Annotated in this window: 21 protein-coding genes; 10 read left to right on the top strand and 11 right to left on the bottom strand. The window is 63.1% G+C overall.

The window, feature by feature from the left end:
- From A2J01_RS30100 to A2J01_RS30090, 3 genes are all read right to left on the bottom strand, one after another.
- Positions 1–422: methylated-DNA--[protein]-cysteine S-methyltransferase (locus A2J01_RS30100; RefSeq protein WP_064114190.1), on the bottom strand; the 422-nt coding region annotated here is incomplete at its 3' end.
- On the bottom strand, positions 419–973 hold the full coding sequence (locus A2J01_RS30095; RefSeq protein ID WP_080961251.1) for an RNA polymerase sigma factor: 555 nt from the start codon (positions 971–973) through the stop codon (positions 419–421). The genes A2J01_RS30100 and A2J01_RS30095, both read right to left, overlap by 4 nt.
- Complete coding sequence (locus A2J01_RS30090; RefSeq protein WP_003940613.1) at positions 960–1,460, bottom strand: methylated-DNA--[protein]-cysteine S-methyltransferase; 501 nt, start codon at positions 1,458–1,460, stop codon at positions 960–962. The genes A2J01_RS30095 and A2J01_RS30090 overlap by 14 nt, the downstream gene beginning before the upstream one ends.
- 144 nt (positions 1,461–1,604) lie before the next feature.
- Between A2J01_RS30090 and A2J01_RS30085 the strand changes: the two genes are divergently transcribed.
- Positions 1,605–2,150: a hypothetical protein gene (locus A2J01_RS30085; RefSeq protein WP_064114189.1), complete on the top strand. Its 546-nt coding sequence runs from the start codon at positions 1,605–1,607 to the stop codon at positions 2,148–2,150.
- A gap of 4 nt (positions 2,151–2,154) precedes the next feature.
- On the opposite strand, the gene A2J01_RS30080 is transcribed toward A2J01_RS30085, so the two are convergent.
- From A2J01_RS30080 to A2J01_RS30065, 4 genes are all read right to left on the bottom strand, one after another.
- Positions 2,155–2,892, bottom strand: coding sequence for an SDR family NAD(P)-dependent oxidoreductase (locus tag A2J01_RS30080; RefSeq protein WP_030537223.1), 738 nt, complete (start codon positions 2,890–2,892; stop codon positions 2,155–2,157).
- Positions 2,889–3,914, bottom strand: coding sequence for a phosphotransferase family protein (locus A2J01_RS30075; protein ID WP_007729609.1), 1,026 nt, complete (start codon positions 3,912–3,914; stop codon positions 2,889–2,891). The genes A2J01_RS30080 and A2J01_RS30075 overlap by 4 nt, the downstream gene beginning before the upstream one ends.
- On the bottom strand, positions 3,911–5,122 hold the full coding sequence (locus A2J01_RS30070; RefSeq protein WP_003940162.1) for an acyl-CoA dehydrogenase family protein: 1,212 nt from the start codon (positions 5,120–5,122) through the stop codon (positions 3,911–3,913). Before A2J01_RS30070 ends, A2J01_RS30075 begins: the two co-directional genes overlap by 4 nt.
- A gap of 75 nt (positions 5,123–5,197) precedes the next feature.
- Positions 5,198–6,976 (bottom strand): ABC transporter ATP-binding protein, encoded by a 1,779-nt coding sequence (locus A2J01_RS30065; protein ID WP_007729612.1) that lies wholly within the window; start codon positions 6,974–6,976, stop codon positions 5,198–5,200.
- A gap of 95 nt (positions 6,977–7,071) precedes the next feature.
- On the opposite strand from A2J01_RS30065, the gene A2J01_RS30060 reads away from it, so the two are divergent.
- On the top strand, positions 7,072–7,659 hold the full coding sequence (locus A2J01_RS30060; protein WP_030537226.1) for a TetR/AcrR family transcriptional regulator: 588 nt from the start codon (positions 7,072–7,074) through the stop codon (positions 7,657–7,659).
- Here the strand turns inward: A2J01_RS30060 and A2J01_RS30055 are convergent.
- Positions 7,594–9,129: a helix-turn-helix transcriptional regulator gene (locus tag A2J01_RS30055; protein WP_064114188.1), complete on the bottom strand. Its 1,536-nt coding sequence runs from the start codon at positions 9,127–9,129 to the stop codon at positions 7,594–7,596. The genes A2J01_RS30060 and A2J01_RS30055 overlap by 66 nt on opposite strands.
- Positions 9,130–9,299: 170 nt before the next feature.
- Between A2J01_RS30055 and A2J01_RS30050 the strand changes: the two genes are divergently transcribed.
- From A2J01_RS30050 to A2J01_RS30025, 6 genes are all read left to right on the top strand, one after another.
- Positions 9,300–9,674, top strand: a complete 375-nt coding sequence (locus A2J01_RS30050; protein ID WP_030537228.1) for a PLDc N-terminal domain-containing protein — start codon at positions 9,300–9,302, stop codon at positions 9,672–9,674.
- Positions 9,671–10,108, top strand: a complete 438-nt coding sequence (locus A2J01_RS30045; protein ID WP_042923946.1) for a DUF6325 family protein — start codon at positions 9,671–9,673, stop codon at positions 10,106–10,108. Before A2J01_RS30050 ends, A2J01_RS30045 begins: the two co-directional genes overlap by 4 nt.
- A gap of 1 nt (position 10,109) precedes the next feature.
- On the top strand, positions 10,110–10,418 hold the full coding sequence (locus A2J01_RS30040; protein ID WP_007729626.1) for an SHOCT domain-containing protein: 309 nt from the start codon (positions 10,110–10,112) through the stop codon (positions 10,416–10,418).
- A 65-nt stretch (positions 10,419–10,483) separates the two neighbouring features.
- Complete coding sequence (locus A2J01_RS30035) at positions 10,484–11,461, top strand: DUF1214 domain-containing protein (protein ID WP_003940299.1); 978 nt, start codon at positions 10,484–10,486, stop codon at positions 11,459–11,461.
- 27 nt (positions 11,462–11,488) lie between these two features.
- Entirely contained in the window at positions 11,489–11,902 is a 414-nt protein-coding gene (locus A2J01_RS30030) for a phage holin family protein (protein WP_003940418.1), read from the top strand.
- A gap of 38 nt (positions 11,903–11,940) precedes the next feature.
- Positions 11,941–12,762 carry a tyrosine-protein phosphatase gene (locus A2J01_RS30025; protein ID WP_003939715.1) on the top strand — a complete coding sequence of 274 codons (822 nt, stop codon included), beginning with the start codon at positions 11,941–11,943 and terminating at the stop codon, positions 12,760–12,762.
- Here A2J01_RS30025 and A2J01_RS30020 read toward each other — a convergent pair.
- Positions 12,749–13,726: a DMT family transporter gene (locus A2J01_RS30020; protein WP_231916114.1), complete on the bottom strand. Its 978-nt coding sequence runs from the start codon at positions 13,724–13,726 to the stop codon at positions 12,749–12,751. The genes A2J01_RS30025 and A2J01_RS30020 overlap by 14 nt on opposite strands.
- A gap of 34 nt (positions 13,727–13,760) precedes the next feature.
- Between A2J01_RS30020 and A2J01_RS30015 the strand changes: the two genes are divergently transcribed.
- The gene (locus A2J01_RS30015) at positions 13,761–14,339 is read left to right on the top strand and encodes a TetR/AcrR family transcriptional regulator (RefSeq protein ID WP_064114187.1); all 579 of its coding nucleotides are present in this window, start codon (positions 13,761–13,763) and stop codon (positions 14,337–14,339) included.
- A gap of 109 nt (positions 14,340–14,448) precedes the next feature.
- Here A2J01_RS30015 and A2J01_RS30010 read toward each other — a convergent pair whose 3' ends face one another.
- A complete protein-coding gene (locus A2J01_RS30010; RefSeq protein ID WP_030536574.1) occupies positions 14,449–15,075 on the bottom strand; it encodes a TetR/AcrR family transcriptional regulator in 627 nt (208 codons plus the stop codon).
- 89 nt (positions 15,076–15,164) lie between these two features.
- Between A2J01_RS30010 and A2J01_RS30005 the strand changes: the two genes are divergently transcribed.
- Positions 15,165–15,626: an SRPBCC family protein gene (locus tag A2J01_RS30005; RefSeq protein ID WP_003940411.1), complete on the top strand. Its 462-nt coding sequence runs from the start codon at positions 15,165–15,167 to the stop codon at positions 15,624–15,626.
- A 2-nt stretch (positions 15,627–15,628) separates the two neighbouring features.
- Here A2J01_RS30005 and A2J01_RS30000 read toward each other — a convergent pair whose 3' ends face one another.
- Positions 15,629–16,276, bottom strand: a complete 648-nt coding sequence (locus A2J01_RS30000) for a TetR/AcrR family transcriptional regulator (RefSeq protein WP_082900984.1) — start codon at positions 16,274–16,276, stop codon at positions 15,629–15,631.
- Between the last annotated feature and the right edge of the window lie 13 nt (positions 16,277–16,289).

Raw genomic sequence — 16,289 nt, 5'->3', positions numbered from 1 at the left:
ACCACCGAATAGCTTGCAGTGTGGCCGTATTCGATCTCGGGAAGATGACGCAACACTTCGCGTCGAAACCCTTTCGCGAGTTGGAAATCCAAGCGCAGATCGAATTCTCGACGCGCACCGGCAAAGTACTCGTCCAACTCGCGAGCGACAGTGTCCAGCCTGCGCGGGTAATGAAGCACACGAGGGCTGACGGTGTCCGCCAATCGTTCCAGAACGAGGTCGTGCCCTTCGACGGCAAAGGCAACCCGCACCAGGCCGACATCAGTTGCCGCCAGCAGCAGCTTTCCGACCGGCGAATCGACGGTTCGATATGCCACGTCGATCAATTCGGCTTCGGACGCCTGAGCAGCCAGGCGCGCCCGTAGGCGGATCATGGCGTCGGCGTCAACGGCTGGAAGTGCCTCGAACACATCGTTACTCATGAGTGACTCCCTTCCGCAGCGGTAGCGGACAAGTAGGTTCTTCGTAGGGTGGCGATACCGTCCGCACCCGCGCGCCTGGCGGCTGCCGGCGTGTTGCCGAGGATGTCCGCGATCTCTGCGTACGGCAGCCCACCCAGAAAGTGATAGGCGACCGCCGCACGTTGTTTGAGTGGTAGTTGTTCGAGTGCGTCCCAGAGTTCGTGATCCCACGTGCCCGGCACGCCGATTCGCGTCGGCAACTCCGGAACGTCGTCTGTCGGCACGGCCACGCGGGCACGCACTCGGGTGATGTCGATCGCCTTGCGGTGCGCGATGGTGACCAGCCAGGCTTCGATGTTCGCGTCCGGGTTCAGATCCGGGTATGCCCGCATCGCCGCGATGAACGTCTCGGACCACGCGTCCTCGGCGTCGACGGGCCCGACCACCGCGCGGCAGACACGGAGGACCACTGCACCGTATTCGGTCACGACGTCTTCGAACGGTTTGAGTGTCACGACCGGTAGACGTTCCCGATCACCGAATTGTGAGCCGAGCGCATCAGAAGAGGACATCCGATTCGCCGCCGTGCTCGCGGTCGAGCAGGAACCGCTTACGTTCGAGGCCGCCGGCGAAACCGGTCAGACTTCCGTCGCTACCGACCACGCGATGACAGGGAACGATGATGCTGATCGGATTCTTGCCGTTTGCCGCGGCGGCAGCACGGATCGCAAGCGGGTTACCCAAAGTTTGCGCGAGCTCCATGTAGGTCCAGGTTTCGCCGTACGGGATCGTTCGCAAGGTGTCCCACACCCGCTTCTGGAACTCGGTACCCACGGGCGCCAGCGGCACGGAGAACTCCGTGCGATCACCCTCGAAGTACTCGGTGAGCTGCGATTCGACTTCACCGAAGACCGCCGAGGAACGATCACCGAACGTGGACTCGTCCGGCTTGTGGCGATGCTCCGCCATGTACAGACCGCAGAGGTCGTCACCTGCTGCTACCAGCGTCAACGCTCCGATCGGCGAGTCGATCACAGTGTGCGTACGGATAGCCGTCATGTCTCGATCCTTCCAGGTTGCGCGGTGCGGCAGGCAGCGGGTGAAGTGATTGTCCGCGCCGGCACCGACACCTCGAAGACGCCGCGGGCCTCGTGAATGTGAGATTTACCTGTACTTTGACGTCACATCAGGCAGTATCGAGGGATGGCTCTAGTTTTGCCCGGCAGCTCCACCGTCGTCCGCTCCGTCGGCGACGTGGTGCACTGGTCCCTGTCCACGGTCGCTTTTGCGGTCACCCTGCCCACTCGACTCGAGGCGCTCCTCTTCTCGGTCGAGAGGTTGGTGGCGCGCATCAACCAGATCGCCGACAACGCCGACCGCGTCGTCATCGGAGCTGCCGCCGTGACCGTTCGCGCTGAGACACTGGTCGAGGCCGTCGAGCAGACGTCGGACATCGCGGGACAACTCCTCGAGATCTGCGAGCCCATCGCCCTACAGCTCGCGCCGCTGGCCGCCAGGTTCGCCGACGACCTTTCCGAGGCAGAGGTCAGCGCCGCGATCAAGCTGATCGACCAACTACCGGAGCTCACCGACCGGGTGGCCGCGGTGTTGCCCATCCTCGGAACCTTGGACTCCGTCTCGCCCGAGATCCACGAACTCCTCGGAGTGGTCAAGGACCTGCGGCAGGCGATCGTCGGGGTGCCTGGCTTTCACTTCTTTCGCAAGCGGGGCGAAGCCAAGCTGGATTGAAATTTCAGGCGGAGTAGCCGTTGGTCCCGGCCCGCGCCATGACGACCTTCGGAACGACCGCTCGAGACGAGAGCTTGAGCAGACCGTCCACCAACTCCACGATGTCGTCGACCTTGATCATGGTGTCCGGTGTGATCCGATCGTGTGTCCATGCCGACATGTCGGTGTCGACGTAACCGGGAGCGATGGCCGTCGCACTGACGCCGTTTCCGGATTCCTCGGCGTTGAGTGCCTCGACCATCGAAATCAGCGCAGCTTTGGTGGCTCCGTAGACGGCCAGGCCGCTCTCGGCATACACACCGGCCATCGAGGCGAGAGCGATCACCTTCGCTCCGCCGGCAAGGTCCGCGTCCGCCGCTGTACGCAGGAGCGGCAGCGACGCTTGCAATAGTGCAAACGGTGTTCGGAGATTGACGGCAACGGTCTTGTCGAAACGTCGCATCGGGTAATCCGCTACTCGCCCACTGGTTCCCACTCCGGCGTTGAGGACGAGAGCCCTCATGGAGCCGAATCGCTCATTGTGTGTGGCGACGAGTGCTGCGGCGAAGTTCTCGTCCGCCATGTCGCCGGCCGAGACGACGACGTCCGGCGATCCGGCGCGCGTAAGTTCTTCGGCGACAACGGCGAGCCGCTCGGTATCACGGGCTGTGATGGTCAGCCCGTACCCTTGCGAAGCCAAGCGTGTTGCGATGCCGAGCCCGATTCCCTTGGAGGCGCCGGTGACCAGTGCTGATCGAGTCATTCGAATTTCCCTTGCAGTGCGTTGAGTCCGGCCGAGATCAGTTCCGGCACAGAAGATCCAGCCTTGTCGAATCCCCCGCCGACGGTGGCTCCTGCTCGGAATCGGTGATCGATGCCCTGCGCCACGACGGCGAGTTTGAAGAACCCGAGCGCCATGTAGAAGTTCCAATGCGCCAGTTCACGACCCGACACGGACGAATACCGTTGCGCCAGATCGACAACGGACGGTAGCGACGGGCTCGTCCACGCAGCAGGCTCACCCAGAACCAGATCCAGCGCGGGATGCCGATAGACGCACATCATCGCGATGTCCGCCAGCGGATCGCCCAGCGTCGACAGTTCCCAGTCCACCACTGCGGCAACCTTGGTGACGTCGTTCGCCGCGAGAATCGTGTTGTCGATCCGGTAGTCGCCGTGCACGATCGACGAGGCTGATTCCGCCGGAATCAATTCCGCGAGGCTCGACGCCAACCTGTCCACGTCGGCCGAGTCCTCGGTCTTGACGCGTGACCATTGACCGGCCCACAACTTCACCTGGCGGGCTACGTAACCGTCGGGTCTGCCGAGTTCGCCGAGACCCACTGCGGTGTAGTCGACGTCGTGCAGTGCAGCGAGAACACGCACCAACTCGTCGGTGCACTGCGTGACCTGCGCTGCCGGAACAGCTTCCAACTCGGTTTTGGTTCGGATCACTTGACCGGTGACGAACTCGACCACCGTGAACGACGCACCCATCACCGAGGCGTCCTCGCACAGCACGACGGTCGGCGCGACCGGCACGGCAGTGTTCTGCAACGCCGAGGTGATTCGGAACTCACGCGCAACGTCATGCGCCGACGGCGTGAGGCCGGCCGTGGGTGGACGACGGAGAATCCACTTCGAGTTGTCGTCGAAGATACCGTAGGTGAGATTGGATTTGCCGCCTGAAATCAGTTCGGCTCGCAACTCACCGCTCACCTCGACGCCTGCGGCTTGCAGATACTTGTGGAGCGCCGCGAGATCGAGTCCTGGAAAGTCCGTCACTTCGACTCCTCCCGAGCAGCGCGCTTCGCAGCTCCGACAACACGTTTCGCAATTGCCCAGCGATGAACCTCGGACGGGCCGTCGTAGACGCGGAAGGGACGCACTTCGCGGGACAAGCGTGCCAGCGGCAGATCGCCGGACACGCCCATTCCGCCACACATCTGAATGGAGCGGTCCACGATCCGGAAGATCGCCTCGGCAGCGTAGGTCTTGGCGATGGACGTCGCGTTGCTCGCGTGCCCGCCCTGATCGAGTTCGAAGCAGGCCTGCACCAGAAGTGCGCGGCTGGCTGCGATGTCGATCTCGTTGTCGGCGACCATCTTCTGGATCATTCCGAGATCACCGAGTTTCGAGCCGAAGCCTTCTCGTTCGGCAACTCTGGCCACGGCGACGTCGTGGCCGCGGCGCGCTGCACCGAGCCAGCGCATCACGTGCGTCATGCGGGCGGGACCGAGGCGAACCTGCGCGTAGGCGAAACCTTGATCGACCTCACCGAGAACGGCCTCGTCGGGTACGAAGAGATCCTCGAACGTGACCTCGCAGTGCCCGCCGATCATGGCCTTGTCGAGGGTGTCGATGTGTCGACCCACTACCAGGCCGGGAGTATCCGTCGGCGCCAGGAACATGGTCGCTCCGCCGCGCTGCCCGGGCTCACCGGACGTGCGCGCCATGATGATGAAGAACCCGGCGCCGTCGGCGCCGGTGATGAACCATTTCTTACCGTTGATCTTCCAGCCACCGGGGACTTTCTCGGCGCGGGTGTTCAAAGCCGAAGGATCGGATCCCGCTCCCGGCGCGGGTTCGGTCATGGCGAATGCCGACCGCATGTCCCCGCTTGCGAGCGGCGCGAGGAACTGCTGCTTCTGTGCTTCGTTCGCCACGTGGGCCAGCATGTGAACGTTGCCCTCGTCCGGCGCCGCGATGTTGAGCGCCGTCGGCCCGAATAGCGAGTAGCCGGCTTCCTCGAAGACCGGCGCGCGATCACTCATGTTGAGTCCGTGTCCGCCGTACTCGATCGGCGCATGCGGGGCGAAGACACCGGCTTCTTTTGCTGCCGACTGCATCTCGATGCGGATTGCATCGCCACCCGCTACAGCGATGTCACCGGCGTGTTCGTCTTCGATGGGGAGCACTACGTTGCGCGTGAAGTCGCGCGTCTTCTCGATCAGCGCCACCACCTCGGGCGCGTACGTCAGATCGATTGCCACCAGCCACCTCCGAAAGAACATCCCGACCGAGCGATCGCTCGGTATCAGCACTCTCGCACACGCCGACGCGTCGGGTCAACAATCCTCGAGCATCGCCTCGCCCTGATCGAGCCGGCCGGCAACCACCATGTCGCGGTACAGATCGTCCTTGTCCATGAGCTCGTCATGGTTGCCGATGTTGCGGATCCGACCGTCTTCCATGACCACGATCCAGTCGGCGTCACGCACCGTCGAGAGCCGGTGAGCGATAGTCACCACGGCCCCGGTGCGCGCACGTTCGTTGATCGCGTCGACAATCGCGGCTTCGGTGAGCGTGTCGACCTGGGCAGTGGCTTCGTCGAGCAGAAGCAAAGCACTCGGCCGCAGAACTGCGCGCGCCATCGCGATCCGCTGACGTTGGCCGCCCGACAGCGAAGTGGCCGTCAGAGCGGTGTCGAGTCCGTTGGGCAGGGCCTCGATCGCGTCGTCGAGCCGGAGCAAGCGCAGAACGGCCTGGACTTCTTCGTCCGTCGCATCGGGATGGCTGAAGACGACGTTCTCCCGAATCGTTCCGGGCACCACCGGTGTCTCCTGCTCCACGTATGCGAGACTCTCGCGCACAGCGCGGTGATCGAGCGCGTCGTAACCGACTCCATGCAGGAGAACCTCACCCGATCGCGGTTCGACAAATCGCAGCACGGTCGAGAGCAAGGTCGTCTTTCCTGCACCCGACGGGCCGACGATGGCCATGTGCCCACGCGTCGGAATGACCAGCGAGACATCGCGCAACGCCGGCTGGTTCGATCCGTGGTAGCTCACGGTGACGTCGCGCAACTCGATCAGCGGCGCGGCAGCGTTGGTTTTCGCGACCACGTCCACGACCTCGTCGTACTGCTCGGTGGGCAACGACTGCATCTCGCGAATCCGGATAGCTGCCGCGATTCCCGACTGAACGGAGGTCACGTTCTGCGCAAGCTCCGACACCGGCCCCATCAGGGTGAAGGCGTAGAGCAAAAACGCGATGAGCGTCGAGACTGCCATTTCGCCGTCGGCGACTCGCCAGGCACCGAAGCCCAGGATGGCAATGATCGATCCTTGAATGGCGGTCCACGCGACAGTCCACGCGGTTGCCGACACTCGCACCGCCGTGATCGCATGCTTTTTCGCATCGGACGCATTGTTCGTCACCAGAGCCCCGACGCGATCCTCGGCGAGGGAAACCTTGACCGTCCGGATCGCACGCAAGCCACCCTCGAGAACGCCGCCGAGCTGACCGAGCGATTCCTGGGTTCGCGCTTCCGCTGCGGAAATCCGAGGCATCAGAACCGCAAAGAGTATGGAGGCGAACACGATTGCCACCATGGTGACGCCCAACAACGGCAGATCCAGTACGCCCATCAGAACAATCGTTCCGATGGTCAACGCGGCTGCGTTCAGAATATTCACCGCGGCCGACGACGCAGCCTCCCGCAGCAGCAAGGTGTCAGACGTGACCCGGGTGACCAATTCACCCACGGATCGCGATTGCAGCGAAGGTACGGTCGCCGCCAGGAATCGCTTCACCAGCGACGACCTGGCGTCGAAGACAACCTTCTCGGCGGCGGTTCCGAGAACGATCCACTGAGCACAACCGAGCACGGCACCGACGATCAGAAGGACGACGAGCGTGAGGATAGGTCCTTTCAGCGACGCACCGGTATCGAGGGTGTCGAGAACCCACTTGGTGACCATGGGCGTTGCCAGCGTCGCCGCGGAGCCGCACAGCGCCAGTACCAATCCGAGAAGGAGCGACGGCAGATGCGGTCGAGCGAACTCCGAGAGGACGCGGAGATTGCTCCATTTCGGTGCGGGCTGAGAAGCGTCGGATTCAAGCATGAATTTATGGAACACGAATGTTCCATAAAGGGCAAGAGAAATTCCGATTCGGAAACACTGGATACCGAAACCGGACACGGCTACGCTTCGGATTCGTGACAACGATCCACAGCGCACCAGAACAAAGCGCGACCCGCGAGCGCACACGGAAGGCCATCCTCGATGCTGCCGTTTCGGTGTTCGCATCCAAGCCTGCTGCGACCCTCAGCGAGATCGCGTCGGCCGCAAAGGTCGGCCGGACCACTTTGCACCGCTATTTTCCCGAACGGTCAGACCTGGTCGACGCAGTCGCGGCCGAGGCCACCCGCGCCGTCGGAGAGGCAGCAGCAGCAGCTCGACTCGGCGAGGGTACGGGAGCCGAAGCGCTGGTTCGCCTGTGCCATGAATACTTCGAACTGGCCGACCTCTTGACGGTCCTGTTCTTCACTCCCGGTGTGTATCAAGAAGATTCGTTTGCCGAGTCCGCGTCGAACGACGACTCAGTCACCGATGCCATCGAGCGCGGACACTCCGACGGTTCCATCGACCCCGACATGGGTTCGGACTGGGTGCAGAACCTGCTGTGGTCACTGCTCTACACGTCGATGGACTACGTGAACCGCGGTTCCGGGACGCGCCTACAAGCCTTGGACCTGACGGTTCGCAGCCTCCGCCGCGGAATCGCCCCCGATCCCGCGGTCTAGGTTGTCGGCTGCTTGAACAGCGGCACGCCGTTTGGTCACGCCTAGTTTGCGGTAGATCGAGCGAATGTGAGTCTTCACAGTGGGATAGGCGATGCCGAGGTGCGCAGCGATCTCGTCTGCAGTCATCGTAGTTCGCAGAAAAGTGAGGATCTCTTTCTCACGTTCCGTCAGGACTCCGGCGAGTTTGGCAGAGAGCTGGCCCCGTTTTTCCAGAATCGTGCGCAGGAGCTCCTGGTGTCTCGACCCCCGGACCGCGTGCGCTGTCAGGAGGTCGACAACTACCGGATCGCCGCTCAGAAATGGGGCGAGAATGCGCTCGGGGATTGCTTCCGCCAGCGCACGATCCAACTGCTCGTGTGCCTGCGGTCCACGCCCGGCGACGGAGCTCAGGGCGGCAGACGTGACAAGGGTGCTCACCAGCGCATATCGCGGCAGCGCGGCCGAGGTTGCCAAGCGAAGCGCTTGAGCCGACGGTTCCGGATCCCCCATGACTCGGTAGAGCTCCGCGAGAAGCGCGTGAGCGACCGCAGCACCTGTTCTGGTCAGCGTGGGCATTGCGATGCGGCGAGCTTGCTCGTCCTGTCCTTGAGCGTGGGCGAGCCAGGCCGTGGTGACGCGCCGCAGCGTATCCCAAGGAATGCCGTGCTTGTCCGCAGTGCTCACGCCTCGCAGCAGACGAGCGGCGTTGTGGTACCGGTCTTCCCGGTTCAGAGCGATCAGGCTCATCACCAGGTACAGACGGGCGAGCGCCTCGAAATTGGTTCCGGGACTGCCCTCCACGATGATCGAGTCGAACTGAGCGATCGCCTCCTCGAAGTCGCCACGCCAGTAAGCGATGCACCCTCGATTCGACTCTGGGAGACCACCTTCGAAGCGTTCCCAATCGGACGCCACATCTCGCGCAGGAAGGCCGTCGAGGATCTGTTCGGCTTCGGTGAATGCTCCCGCGTGGGTCAGCGCAAAGGCCAAGTTGGACTGTGCAAGACGCAATGTCTCCGTGCGCGACTGCAACTGCGCCTCGTCGCCGGCGGAGCGAAGTAGCGCGATGGCACGAGGAAGGTCACGACGAAGCCTGACCTCGGTCCATCCGAGGAGGAAAAGCGCGGACGGGTAATCGTCCTCGGGCTCGCACTGGGCGAGCGCGTGACGCGCGCGATCGGCGATGACGGCCTTGGTCGAGGTGTCCGGAGCGAGCAGCAGGTCGGTGAAGCAGACGACAAAATCGTCGGACGCCACCCGCAGACCCTGCCCGCGGAGAAACTCAGCGCCGTACGGATCACCGCTGAGATCGCGGCAGCACGCCCGTATCAGCAGGATGTGCGGATCGTGGGGATCGGGATGAGCAAGGCAGAGCTGCTCGAGTTCCCTGGTGTGAGATTCGAGAATCAAACGAAGCCAGTTTTTCCGCAGGACTCGTCGAGCCTGCTCCGCCTCACCAGAGGCGAGTGCGTCACGCACGGCTTCGATCATGTGTCGAAGATACTCGAGACGTTCGATGTCCGTGGAAATCCGGTCTCATCCGCTTCGGATGAGACCGCGATCGAAGCCTGCGGAAACCAGTGAGAATTGCCGGAATCAACCGAAATGCGCTAGTCGGCGGAATCCCGGTGCGCAGGCCTGACACGAAACGGATAAGACACATGAGCTTCTGGGAAAGCCTCGGCTGGATGCTGTGGGCAACCGTCTTCATCGGATATCTCTTCGCGCTGTTCGCGATCATCGCCGACCTGTTCCGCGACCACAAGCTCAGCGGTTGGTTGAAGGCCGTCTGGGTGTTCTTCCTACTCTTCCTGCCCATCCTCACCGCGCTCGTCTATCTCGTCGCCCGCGGCGAAGGGATGACGGAACGCAGCAACAAGGCCGCACGCGACGCCGAGAAGGCCGCCGAATCGTATATCCGCGAGGTCGCGGGGAAGAGCCCCAGCGAGGAGATCGCCGCAGCCGCAGCACTGCTCGAAGCCGGAGCGATCAGCGAGGACGAGTTCGCCGCACTCAAGCTGAAGGTCCTCTCGTGAGTGCCGCGCGTTTCGGCCCCGTCGACTTCTACCTTCTCGGCCTGCCTGGGCAGAGCCTCGACCCGGCCGCGCTCTCCGCACTGACCGACCTTACGGATACCGGCCTGGTGCGGCTGCTCGATCTGATCGTCATCTCCAAGTCCGAGGACGATGAACTCACCCTCATCGAAGTCGAGGAGTTGCCGAACGGCTTCGAGATCAACGTCGAGATGCTCGGCGCGTCCGGTCTGCTCGGGCATGAGGACATCACCGAACTCGCGGCAGCCATTCCCACCGGTGCCACAGCGCTGCTGGTCGCGCTCGAGCTGGTCTATCAGCGCGAACTCGCCGCACGCACCGCTGCGTCAGGCGCGGTGCTACTGGGTTACGAGCGGATACCCGCACCCGTCGTCAATGCCCTCATGGACACGATCATCCCGAAATTGGAGGTCTGACATGCCGTACATCCCGAGACGAGGCCGCCCCGGACTGCTGGGCCTCGCCGCCCGCACCGCGGTCGTCACCGGTACCGCGACCGCCGTCAGCGACGGTATGGCCACCCGCCGGCAAAGGAGAGCTCAGGCCGACTACGAGCAGGCGCAGTACGAATTTGCCCAGCAGCATGCCGCACTCCCGATGCCCACACCCGCACCCGCGGCCCCGGTCGATCTCGTCGCCGAGTTGCAGAAACTCGGCGACCTCAAATCACAAGGCCTGCTGAGCGACGCCGAGTTCCAAGCCGCGAAAGCGCGACTGCTCGGCTGATTCACCCCGACGGGCCATGGATTACCGCGCCCGCTTCCGTACCCCGACACCGATTGGAACCCACTATGTCCACGATCGCCGTCAACGTCCTGAACTTCAATCGGGCAGAGTCCGATCTCATGTTCGCTCGCCTGGCCGCGGGCGTCGGCCTGGGCACGTGGAACCACACTCGTGATCTCGGGTCACTCGACAACCAGCCGATCATCCGCCAGAACCGCGACACTCTGTACAGCAGCGCGATCATCGACGTGCGCGAGAACGTCACCATCACGGTGCCCGATACCGGCGAGCGCTACATCTCCGTGTGGGTGGTCAGTCAAGATCACTTCGGTCCCGTCATCCTGCGCGACCCGGGAGAGCACCTGCTCACGCGTGAATTGGTCGGGACCGACTACGCCGCACTGATCGTGCGCATCCTCGTCGATCCGAACAGCCCCGAAGACGTCGCCGAGGTGAACCGGTTGCAAGACGCCCTCAACATCGACGGCGGCGGAACGGGAGAGTTCCCGTTGCCCGACTACGACGAGCAATCGCAGACCGAGACCCGCGACGCACTCCTCGCACTCGCGCGAGGCATCACCACGTACGACCATTCATTCGGTACCGCTGCGGAAGTCGATCCGATCAGGCACCTGCTCGGTACCGCATCCGGCTGGGGTGGCCTTCCCGAGTACGAGGCCACCTACGTCAACTTCGACGAACGTCTCCCGGTCGGGGAATACCGTCTCCGCCTGAACGATGTTCCCGTGGATGCGTTCTGGTCGGTCTCGCTGTACAACGCGGCCGGATACTTCGAAGAGAACGCCCTGGGCGTCAACAGCATCAACAGCCTCACGGCCACCCCAGACTCCGACGGCAGCACCACCATCCGCTTCGGGGTCCATCTCGACGGCGTCGCGAACGCACTGCCCATCATGCCCGGGTGGAACTACGTACTGCGCCTGTACCGCCCCCGTCCCTCCGTGCTCGACGGCACCTGGACGGCGCCTCGTCCCGAAGCCCTGCAGCAAAGCGTTCCCCACGCACACACCACTCTCGGGTGACTCGACCTGATCACGGAGGTACAAGCCATGCGTCTGTTATTTCAGCTCGTTTCGCAATGTGTTCTCGGCGCGATCGCGCTGATCGTCGTGCATTTTGCTCTTCCTGGGGTCAGCCTGAGCGTGAACGGCTTCTTGGCCGCTATCGGTGTATTCACCCTCGCACACATGATTCTCGGCCCATTCGTGCTCAGCGTGGCACTGCACTACGCAGCTCCGCTCGCGGGTGGTGTCGGCTTGGTCGCCACACTGCTCGCGCTCTGGGTTGCGACCCTGGTCCCCGACGGTATCGAGATCAGCGGCGTCGGGTCCTGGATCCTCGCCCCGATCATCGTGTGGGTGATCACGGCATTGGGAGGGTGGATCTTCATGGCTCTCGTCATCGACAAGTGGATCAAGAGACGCAATGCCGAAAAGCTCGTGCGCAGTGTGCAGAAGGCATGAATGATCAGTTCGGAAACGGAACCCACAAGGAGTCAGCCATGCCAACTCACCCGCTCGATCGCCGCGTTCTCCTGAAGACCGCTCCGAACTTCCGGGACCTCGGTGGCATTCCTGTTGCAGACGGCACCGTCCGCGCGGGCGCGCTCTACCGTTCAGCGACTCTGGCGAAACTCGACGGCGACGACCTTGCCGCGGTCGCCGACTTGGACGTCCGGACGGTATACGACCTGAGGACCGCCGCCGAGCGCGACGGCGCACTCGACAATCTCCCTGACTCGACGCGCACAGTCTGGCTCGACGTACTTGCCGACAATGCCCAAAACGCCGCGGCCACTGGACTACTCATGACGGACCCGGTCGCATACGCCGAGACCATCAGCGACGGACGTGGGATCGCACAGATGGAGGAAGCCAACCGCAACTTCGTCAGCCTGCCGTCCGCTCTCGACGCCTATCGCACGTTCTACCTCGACCTCATCGACGAAAAACGCACCGGGGCAGCACTTTTCCACTGCACCACCGGCAAGGATCGAACCGGGTGGGCCGCGACCTCTTTCCTACTCCTCCTCGGGGCCGACGAAGCCGATGTACGCGCCGACTACCTGGAGACGAACACCGATCTGGCTCCCATGACAGAACCGATCCTCGACTTCGCCGCGAGCAAAGGCGTTGACGCAGAAGTGCTACGACCCCTCCTCGGAGTCCGTGACAGCTATTTCGACGCAGCTCTCGACGAAATGCGCACGCACTTCGGCACCGTCGAGGACTACGCAATCAACGGACTGAAGCTCACCGCAGAGCAACTCACCGCGCTCCGCGAGCGGTTCACATCCCGATCGGCCTTCATCAGCGCGACGTGATCGAAGCTCTCGCCGGGCAGGAATCCGTGCCCGCGTCCTGCTTCTTCGGGCGATTGCCCACCCGGGTGACCACGACGACGGCGACGATGCCCACCGCCAAGCCGAGCGCGGTGAACGCAGTGAACGATTCTCCGAACATCAGTGCGCCCCAGACCGCGGTGACGGGGGCGATCAAGAACATCAGGGTGTTGACGGACGTAATGCCGATGCGGCCGAGCAACAACCAGTACAGCCCGTAACCACCGAACGTGGACAGCACGACTAACCAGAGCAATGCGATCCAGAATGTGTTGACGCTTGGCGGTACGGCAGCATCCGAGACGATCGCCAGAGTTGTGAAAGCTATTGCGCTGGTTGAGCAGTGGATGGCCAAAGCTTGCAGTGGCGGTGTGGACGTGGGAGCGCGTTGCTGGACGAAGGTGGATGCAACCAGGCTGAGCATCCCCAGGAACGGAATCGCGTACGCCCACCACGGCGCCGATGTACCGGCCCCGGCATCGGCTGCCGTGACCATCGCGACGCCGCCCAGTCCGATCGCCAACCCGATCCACTGCATACGCGGGACTGCGACACCGAGGACCGGACCGAGCAGCGCGGCAGCCACCAGCGGCTGAATACCGTCGATCAGCGCTGTGGTTCCGGTGTTCACGCCGAGATCGACTGCCCAGTACACCGACAACAGGTAGCCACTCTGGGAGAGCATCCCGATCACCACCTGCCTGCCGAGAGCCCGCGGTGCGGGCATCGTGTTCCGGCGCCGGGCGGAGAGCCAGACAATCGGGGGCAGTACCACCGCGAGCGGGAGAAAACGCCACATCAGCAGCGTGGGGACCTCGGCACTGCCAGCGCCGAGTTTGGCCCCGATGAATCCCGAACTCCAGCACGCGACGAACAGGACCGACAAGGTAGCCGTCACGGCAGATCTCGAGGTCACGATCCGAGGTATACCGATCTGTTTACTCATGAGCCCGACTATACAGATCGGTATACTTTTGTCCATGGCAGAGGAATCCACACCCGAATTGACTCCGAAAGCGCGTCGCATTCTGGAGTCTGCGTCGAAGCTGTTCTACGAAAAGGGGATTCATGCCGTAGGCGTGGATACCGTCGCACTGGACGCCGGGGTCACGAAGAAGACTTTGTACGAACGGTTCGGCTCGAAAGACGGTCTCGTCGTTGAATACCTGAGGGCTCGAGATTGGCGGTGGCGAATCTTCCGCGACGAGAAGCTCGCATCAGCCGGAGCTAGCCGCGCCGAACAGTTGAGTGCGGTATTCGACGCTTCCGCCTCCTGGTCCAAGGCGAGCGGAGGCAAGGGGTGCAGCATGATCAACGCGCACGCCGAGTTCAGCGATCACTCACATCCGGTGTTCGCTGTCATCGCCGAACAAAAGCGGGAGATGTCAGACCTTTTCCGGCGCATTCTGGCGACGGACGGACTAGCCGACGAACGTCTCGTCGAGGCAATCATGCTGCTTCACGAAGGTGCCCTTGTCGCAGACGGGATCGGTATCGGCACCGACCCCTTCGGCGCCGGCCGGAACGCAGCGCTCGAATTGCTCAAAAATTCAGACTGATTCGCGCAGTTGCGTCAACAGATCACTCCCCCACCCGCTTCGCCCCCACAGTCACTCCCCCACCCGCTTCGCCCCCACAGTCACTCCCCCACCCGCTTCGCCCCCACAGTCACTCCCCCACCCGCTTCGCCCCCACCATGCGCCTCGCTATCTCCAAATACCTCTCCACCAACTCGTCCGGAGACAACTCACCGTCCGGTCGGTACCAGACCGCGACGGCGACGCACATCGTCACCACGGCTCGGCTGGCGTCCTCGGGATGGTCGGCCTCGAACACTCCCGAAGCGACGCCGTCGAGGACGATCCGGTCCACCTGCTTCTGCTGTTCGTCGCGCTGGGCGATGTAACCAGCCCGGCTGTCGGGCTCCATGCTGCGGATCTCGGAGGAGGCGACGAACGACTGCTCGCGTCGAAACATGTGGAACCGCAACAGAGATTCGATCACCGCGTCGAAGCGATCGGAGGGATCGTCCCCGGCATCGAGTTCGGCGGCGCGGCTTCGCTCCAACAACTCCGTCATCACCACGGTCGCCAGACCGATCAGCAGAGCCTGCTTGGACGGGTAGTGGTGGTAGAGCCCCGGCACCGACAGCCCGGACCGCGACGCGACGTCACGGATCGAAGTCCCGTGATAGCCCTGCTCGACGAACGCCTCCAGCGCCGCAGCGAGCGGTTTCGGTAGTCCCAGGTCTTCGTAATCGCGCCAGGACCCGCGTACCGGAAGCTCGTTCGTCATACCGATACCGTAGATCGCTCTTGCGCCGCCGCCGAACACGTCGGAGCCATTGGTTAGAGTCGGTGTTCACCGAAAGACAGGGACCAGTCATGATCCATGTTCGCCACACCGCGGTTGCTGCCGTGCCGGTTGATGTCGCCTTCGACTACATCGACAACTACCGCAATGTCCCGACGTGGATGTTCGGTGTTTCCGAGTTCACCCCGTTCGGAGAGTTCGATCAGGGACTCGGCGCCACGTTCGACGCGGCCATGCAGATCGGGCCGAGCACGTTGCGCTCCAAACTCGAGGTCACCGAGTGGGAGAAGAATCGAATCATCAAGCTGTCTTCGCTCGGCGGTGTATCCAACTCGTCCACGTGGGAGTTCGCCGCGATCGACGATTCCAAGACCGAGCTTTCCGTCGACTTCGCCTACAAACTGCCCGGCGGCATTGCCGGCAAGGCACTCGGCCGATTGATCGGGCCGTTCGTCGAAAACGCTGTCAAGAACAGCGAGGAAACACTGCGCCACAGCCTCGAGGAGCAGTTCGCGGCCCGCGGCGAAGGCTGAAACTACCCGCGGTCGCCTTCGAGTCCCAGCGCGTTGGCCCACACCTGAGTAGCCGTCTTGACGACGTCCTCGAACGGGACGGGGTTGCCGTCGGCGCCAGGTTCCTCGGAGACGAATGAACTGTAGGCAAGACGGCTCACCATCGCCGACAGTGCTCGGGAAGCCAACAGCGGGTCCAACGAGGCATCTGCCTTGCCAGCCGCTTGCAAGCGTTCGATGGCTCGGGCATTGCGAGAAATGAAGGTCTCGGCGCGGTCCCGACGCAGTTTCGCGAAGGCCGGGTCGATATGCGATACCTGCTCGAGTAGGCCCATGAGTTTGGCGTTGCGGCGAAAAGCCGTCAGGTAGGCACGGTTGCTCGATTCGAGGACCGCATACGGATTGTCGACGTCGCGGACCCGTCCCATGCCTGGGTGCAGCATGTCTTCCTGCGCGACGTCGAGAACTGCGGCGAAGATCTGCTCTTTGTTGTCGAAGTAGGTGTAGAACGTGCCGGTGGAGCAGTTCGCTTCCTTGGTGATGTCCGTGAGACGGGCGTCGAGATACCCTGCGCGCTCGAACACCGTTCGAGCCGCTGCGACCAGAGAAGCCCTGGTCCGGATGCCGCGGGCAGTCACCGGCAGGTCACGCAGAAGCTCCGTCGCAGCCATGGATGGTGGCGGA

This window comes from Rhodococcus sp. EPR-134 (assembly GCF_001647205.1).
GTDB classification, from domain to species: domain Bacteria; phylum Actinomycetota; class Actinomycetes; order Mycobacteriales; family Mycobacteriaceae; genus Rhodococcus_F; species Rhodococcus_F qingshengii.
The sequence above is the reverse complement of the archived record's forward strand: the minus strand, read 5'-3'. Positions and strand labels throughout refer to the sequence as shown.

What these genes read in the sequence shown, in the direction of transcription:
- A2J01_RS30095 (WP_080961251.1), bottom strand. Translation starts at nt 973, where the DNA reads ATGTCCTCTTCTGATGCGCTCGGCTCACAATTCGGTGATCGGGAACGT.
- A2J01_RS30090 (WP_003940613.1), bottom strand. Translation starts at nt 1,460, where the DNA reads ATGACGGCTATCCGTACGCACACTGTGATCGACTCGCCGATCGGAGCG.
- A2J01_RS30085 (WP_064114189.1), top strand. Translation starts at nt 1,605, where the DNA reads ATGGCTCTAGTTTTGCCCGGCAGCTCCACCGTCGTCCGCTCCGTCGGC.
- A2J01_RS30080 (WP_030537223.1), bottom strand. Translation starts at nt 2,892, where the DNA reads ATGACTCGATCAGCACTGGTCACCGGCGCCTCCAAGGGAATCGGGCTC.
- A2J01_RS30065 (WP_007729612.1), bottom strand. Translation starts at nt 6,976, where the DNA reads ATGCTTGAATCCGACGCTTCTCAGCCCGCACCGAAATGGAGCAATCTC.
- A2J01_RS30055 (WP_064114188.1), bottom strand. Translation starts at nt 9,129, where the DNA reads ATGATCGAAGCCGTGCGTGACGCACTCGCCTCTGGTGAGGCGGAGCAG.
- A2J01_RS30050 (WP_030537228.1), top strand. Translation starts at nt 9,300, where the DNA reads ATGAGCTTCTGGGAAAGCCTCGGCTGGATGCTGTGGGCAACCGTCTTC.
- A2J01_RS30040 (WP_007729626.1), top strand. Translation starts at nt 10,110, where the DNA reads ATGCCGTACATCCCGAGACGAGGCCGCCCCGGACTGCTGGGCCTCGCC.
- A2J01_RS30035 (WP_003940299.1), top strand. Translation starts at nt 10,484, where the DNA reads ATGTCCACGATCGCCGTCAACGTCCTGAACTTCAATCGGGCAGAGTCC.
- A2J01_RS30030 (WP_003940418.1), top strand. Translation starts at nt 11,489, where the DNA reads ATGCGTCTGTTATTTCAGCTCGTTTCGCAATGTGTTCTCGGCGCGATC.
- A2J01_RS30025 (WP_003939715.1), top strand. Translation starts at nt 11,941, where the DNA reads ATGCCAACTCACCCGCTCGATCGCCGCGTTCTCCTGAAGACCGCTCCG.
- A2J01_RS30020 (WP_231916114.1), bottom strand. Translation starts at nt 13,726, where the DNA reads ATGAGTAAACAGATCGGTATACCTCGGATCGTGACCTCGAGATCTGCC.
- A2J01_RS30015 (WP_064114187.1), top strand. Translation starts at nt 13,761, where the DNA reads ATGGCAGAGGAATCCACACCCGAATTGACTCCGAAAGCGCGTCGCATT.
- A2J01_RS30010 (WP_030536574.1), bottom strand. Translation starts at nt 15,075, where the DNA reads ATGACGAACGAGCTTCCGGTACGCGGGTCCTGGCGCGATTACGAAGAC.
- A2J01_RS30005 (WP_003940411.1), top strand. Translation starts at nt 15,165, where the DNA reads ATGATCCATGTTCGCCACACCGCGGTTGCTGCCGTGCCGGTTGATGTC.
- A2J01_RS30000 (WP_082900984.1), bottom strand. Translation starts at nt 16,276, where the DNA reads ATGGCTGCGACGGAGCTTCTGCGTGACCTGCCGGTGACTGCCCGCGGC.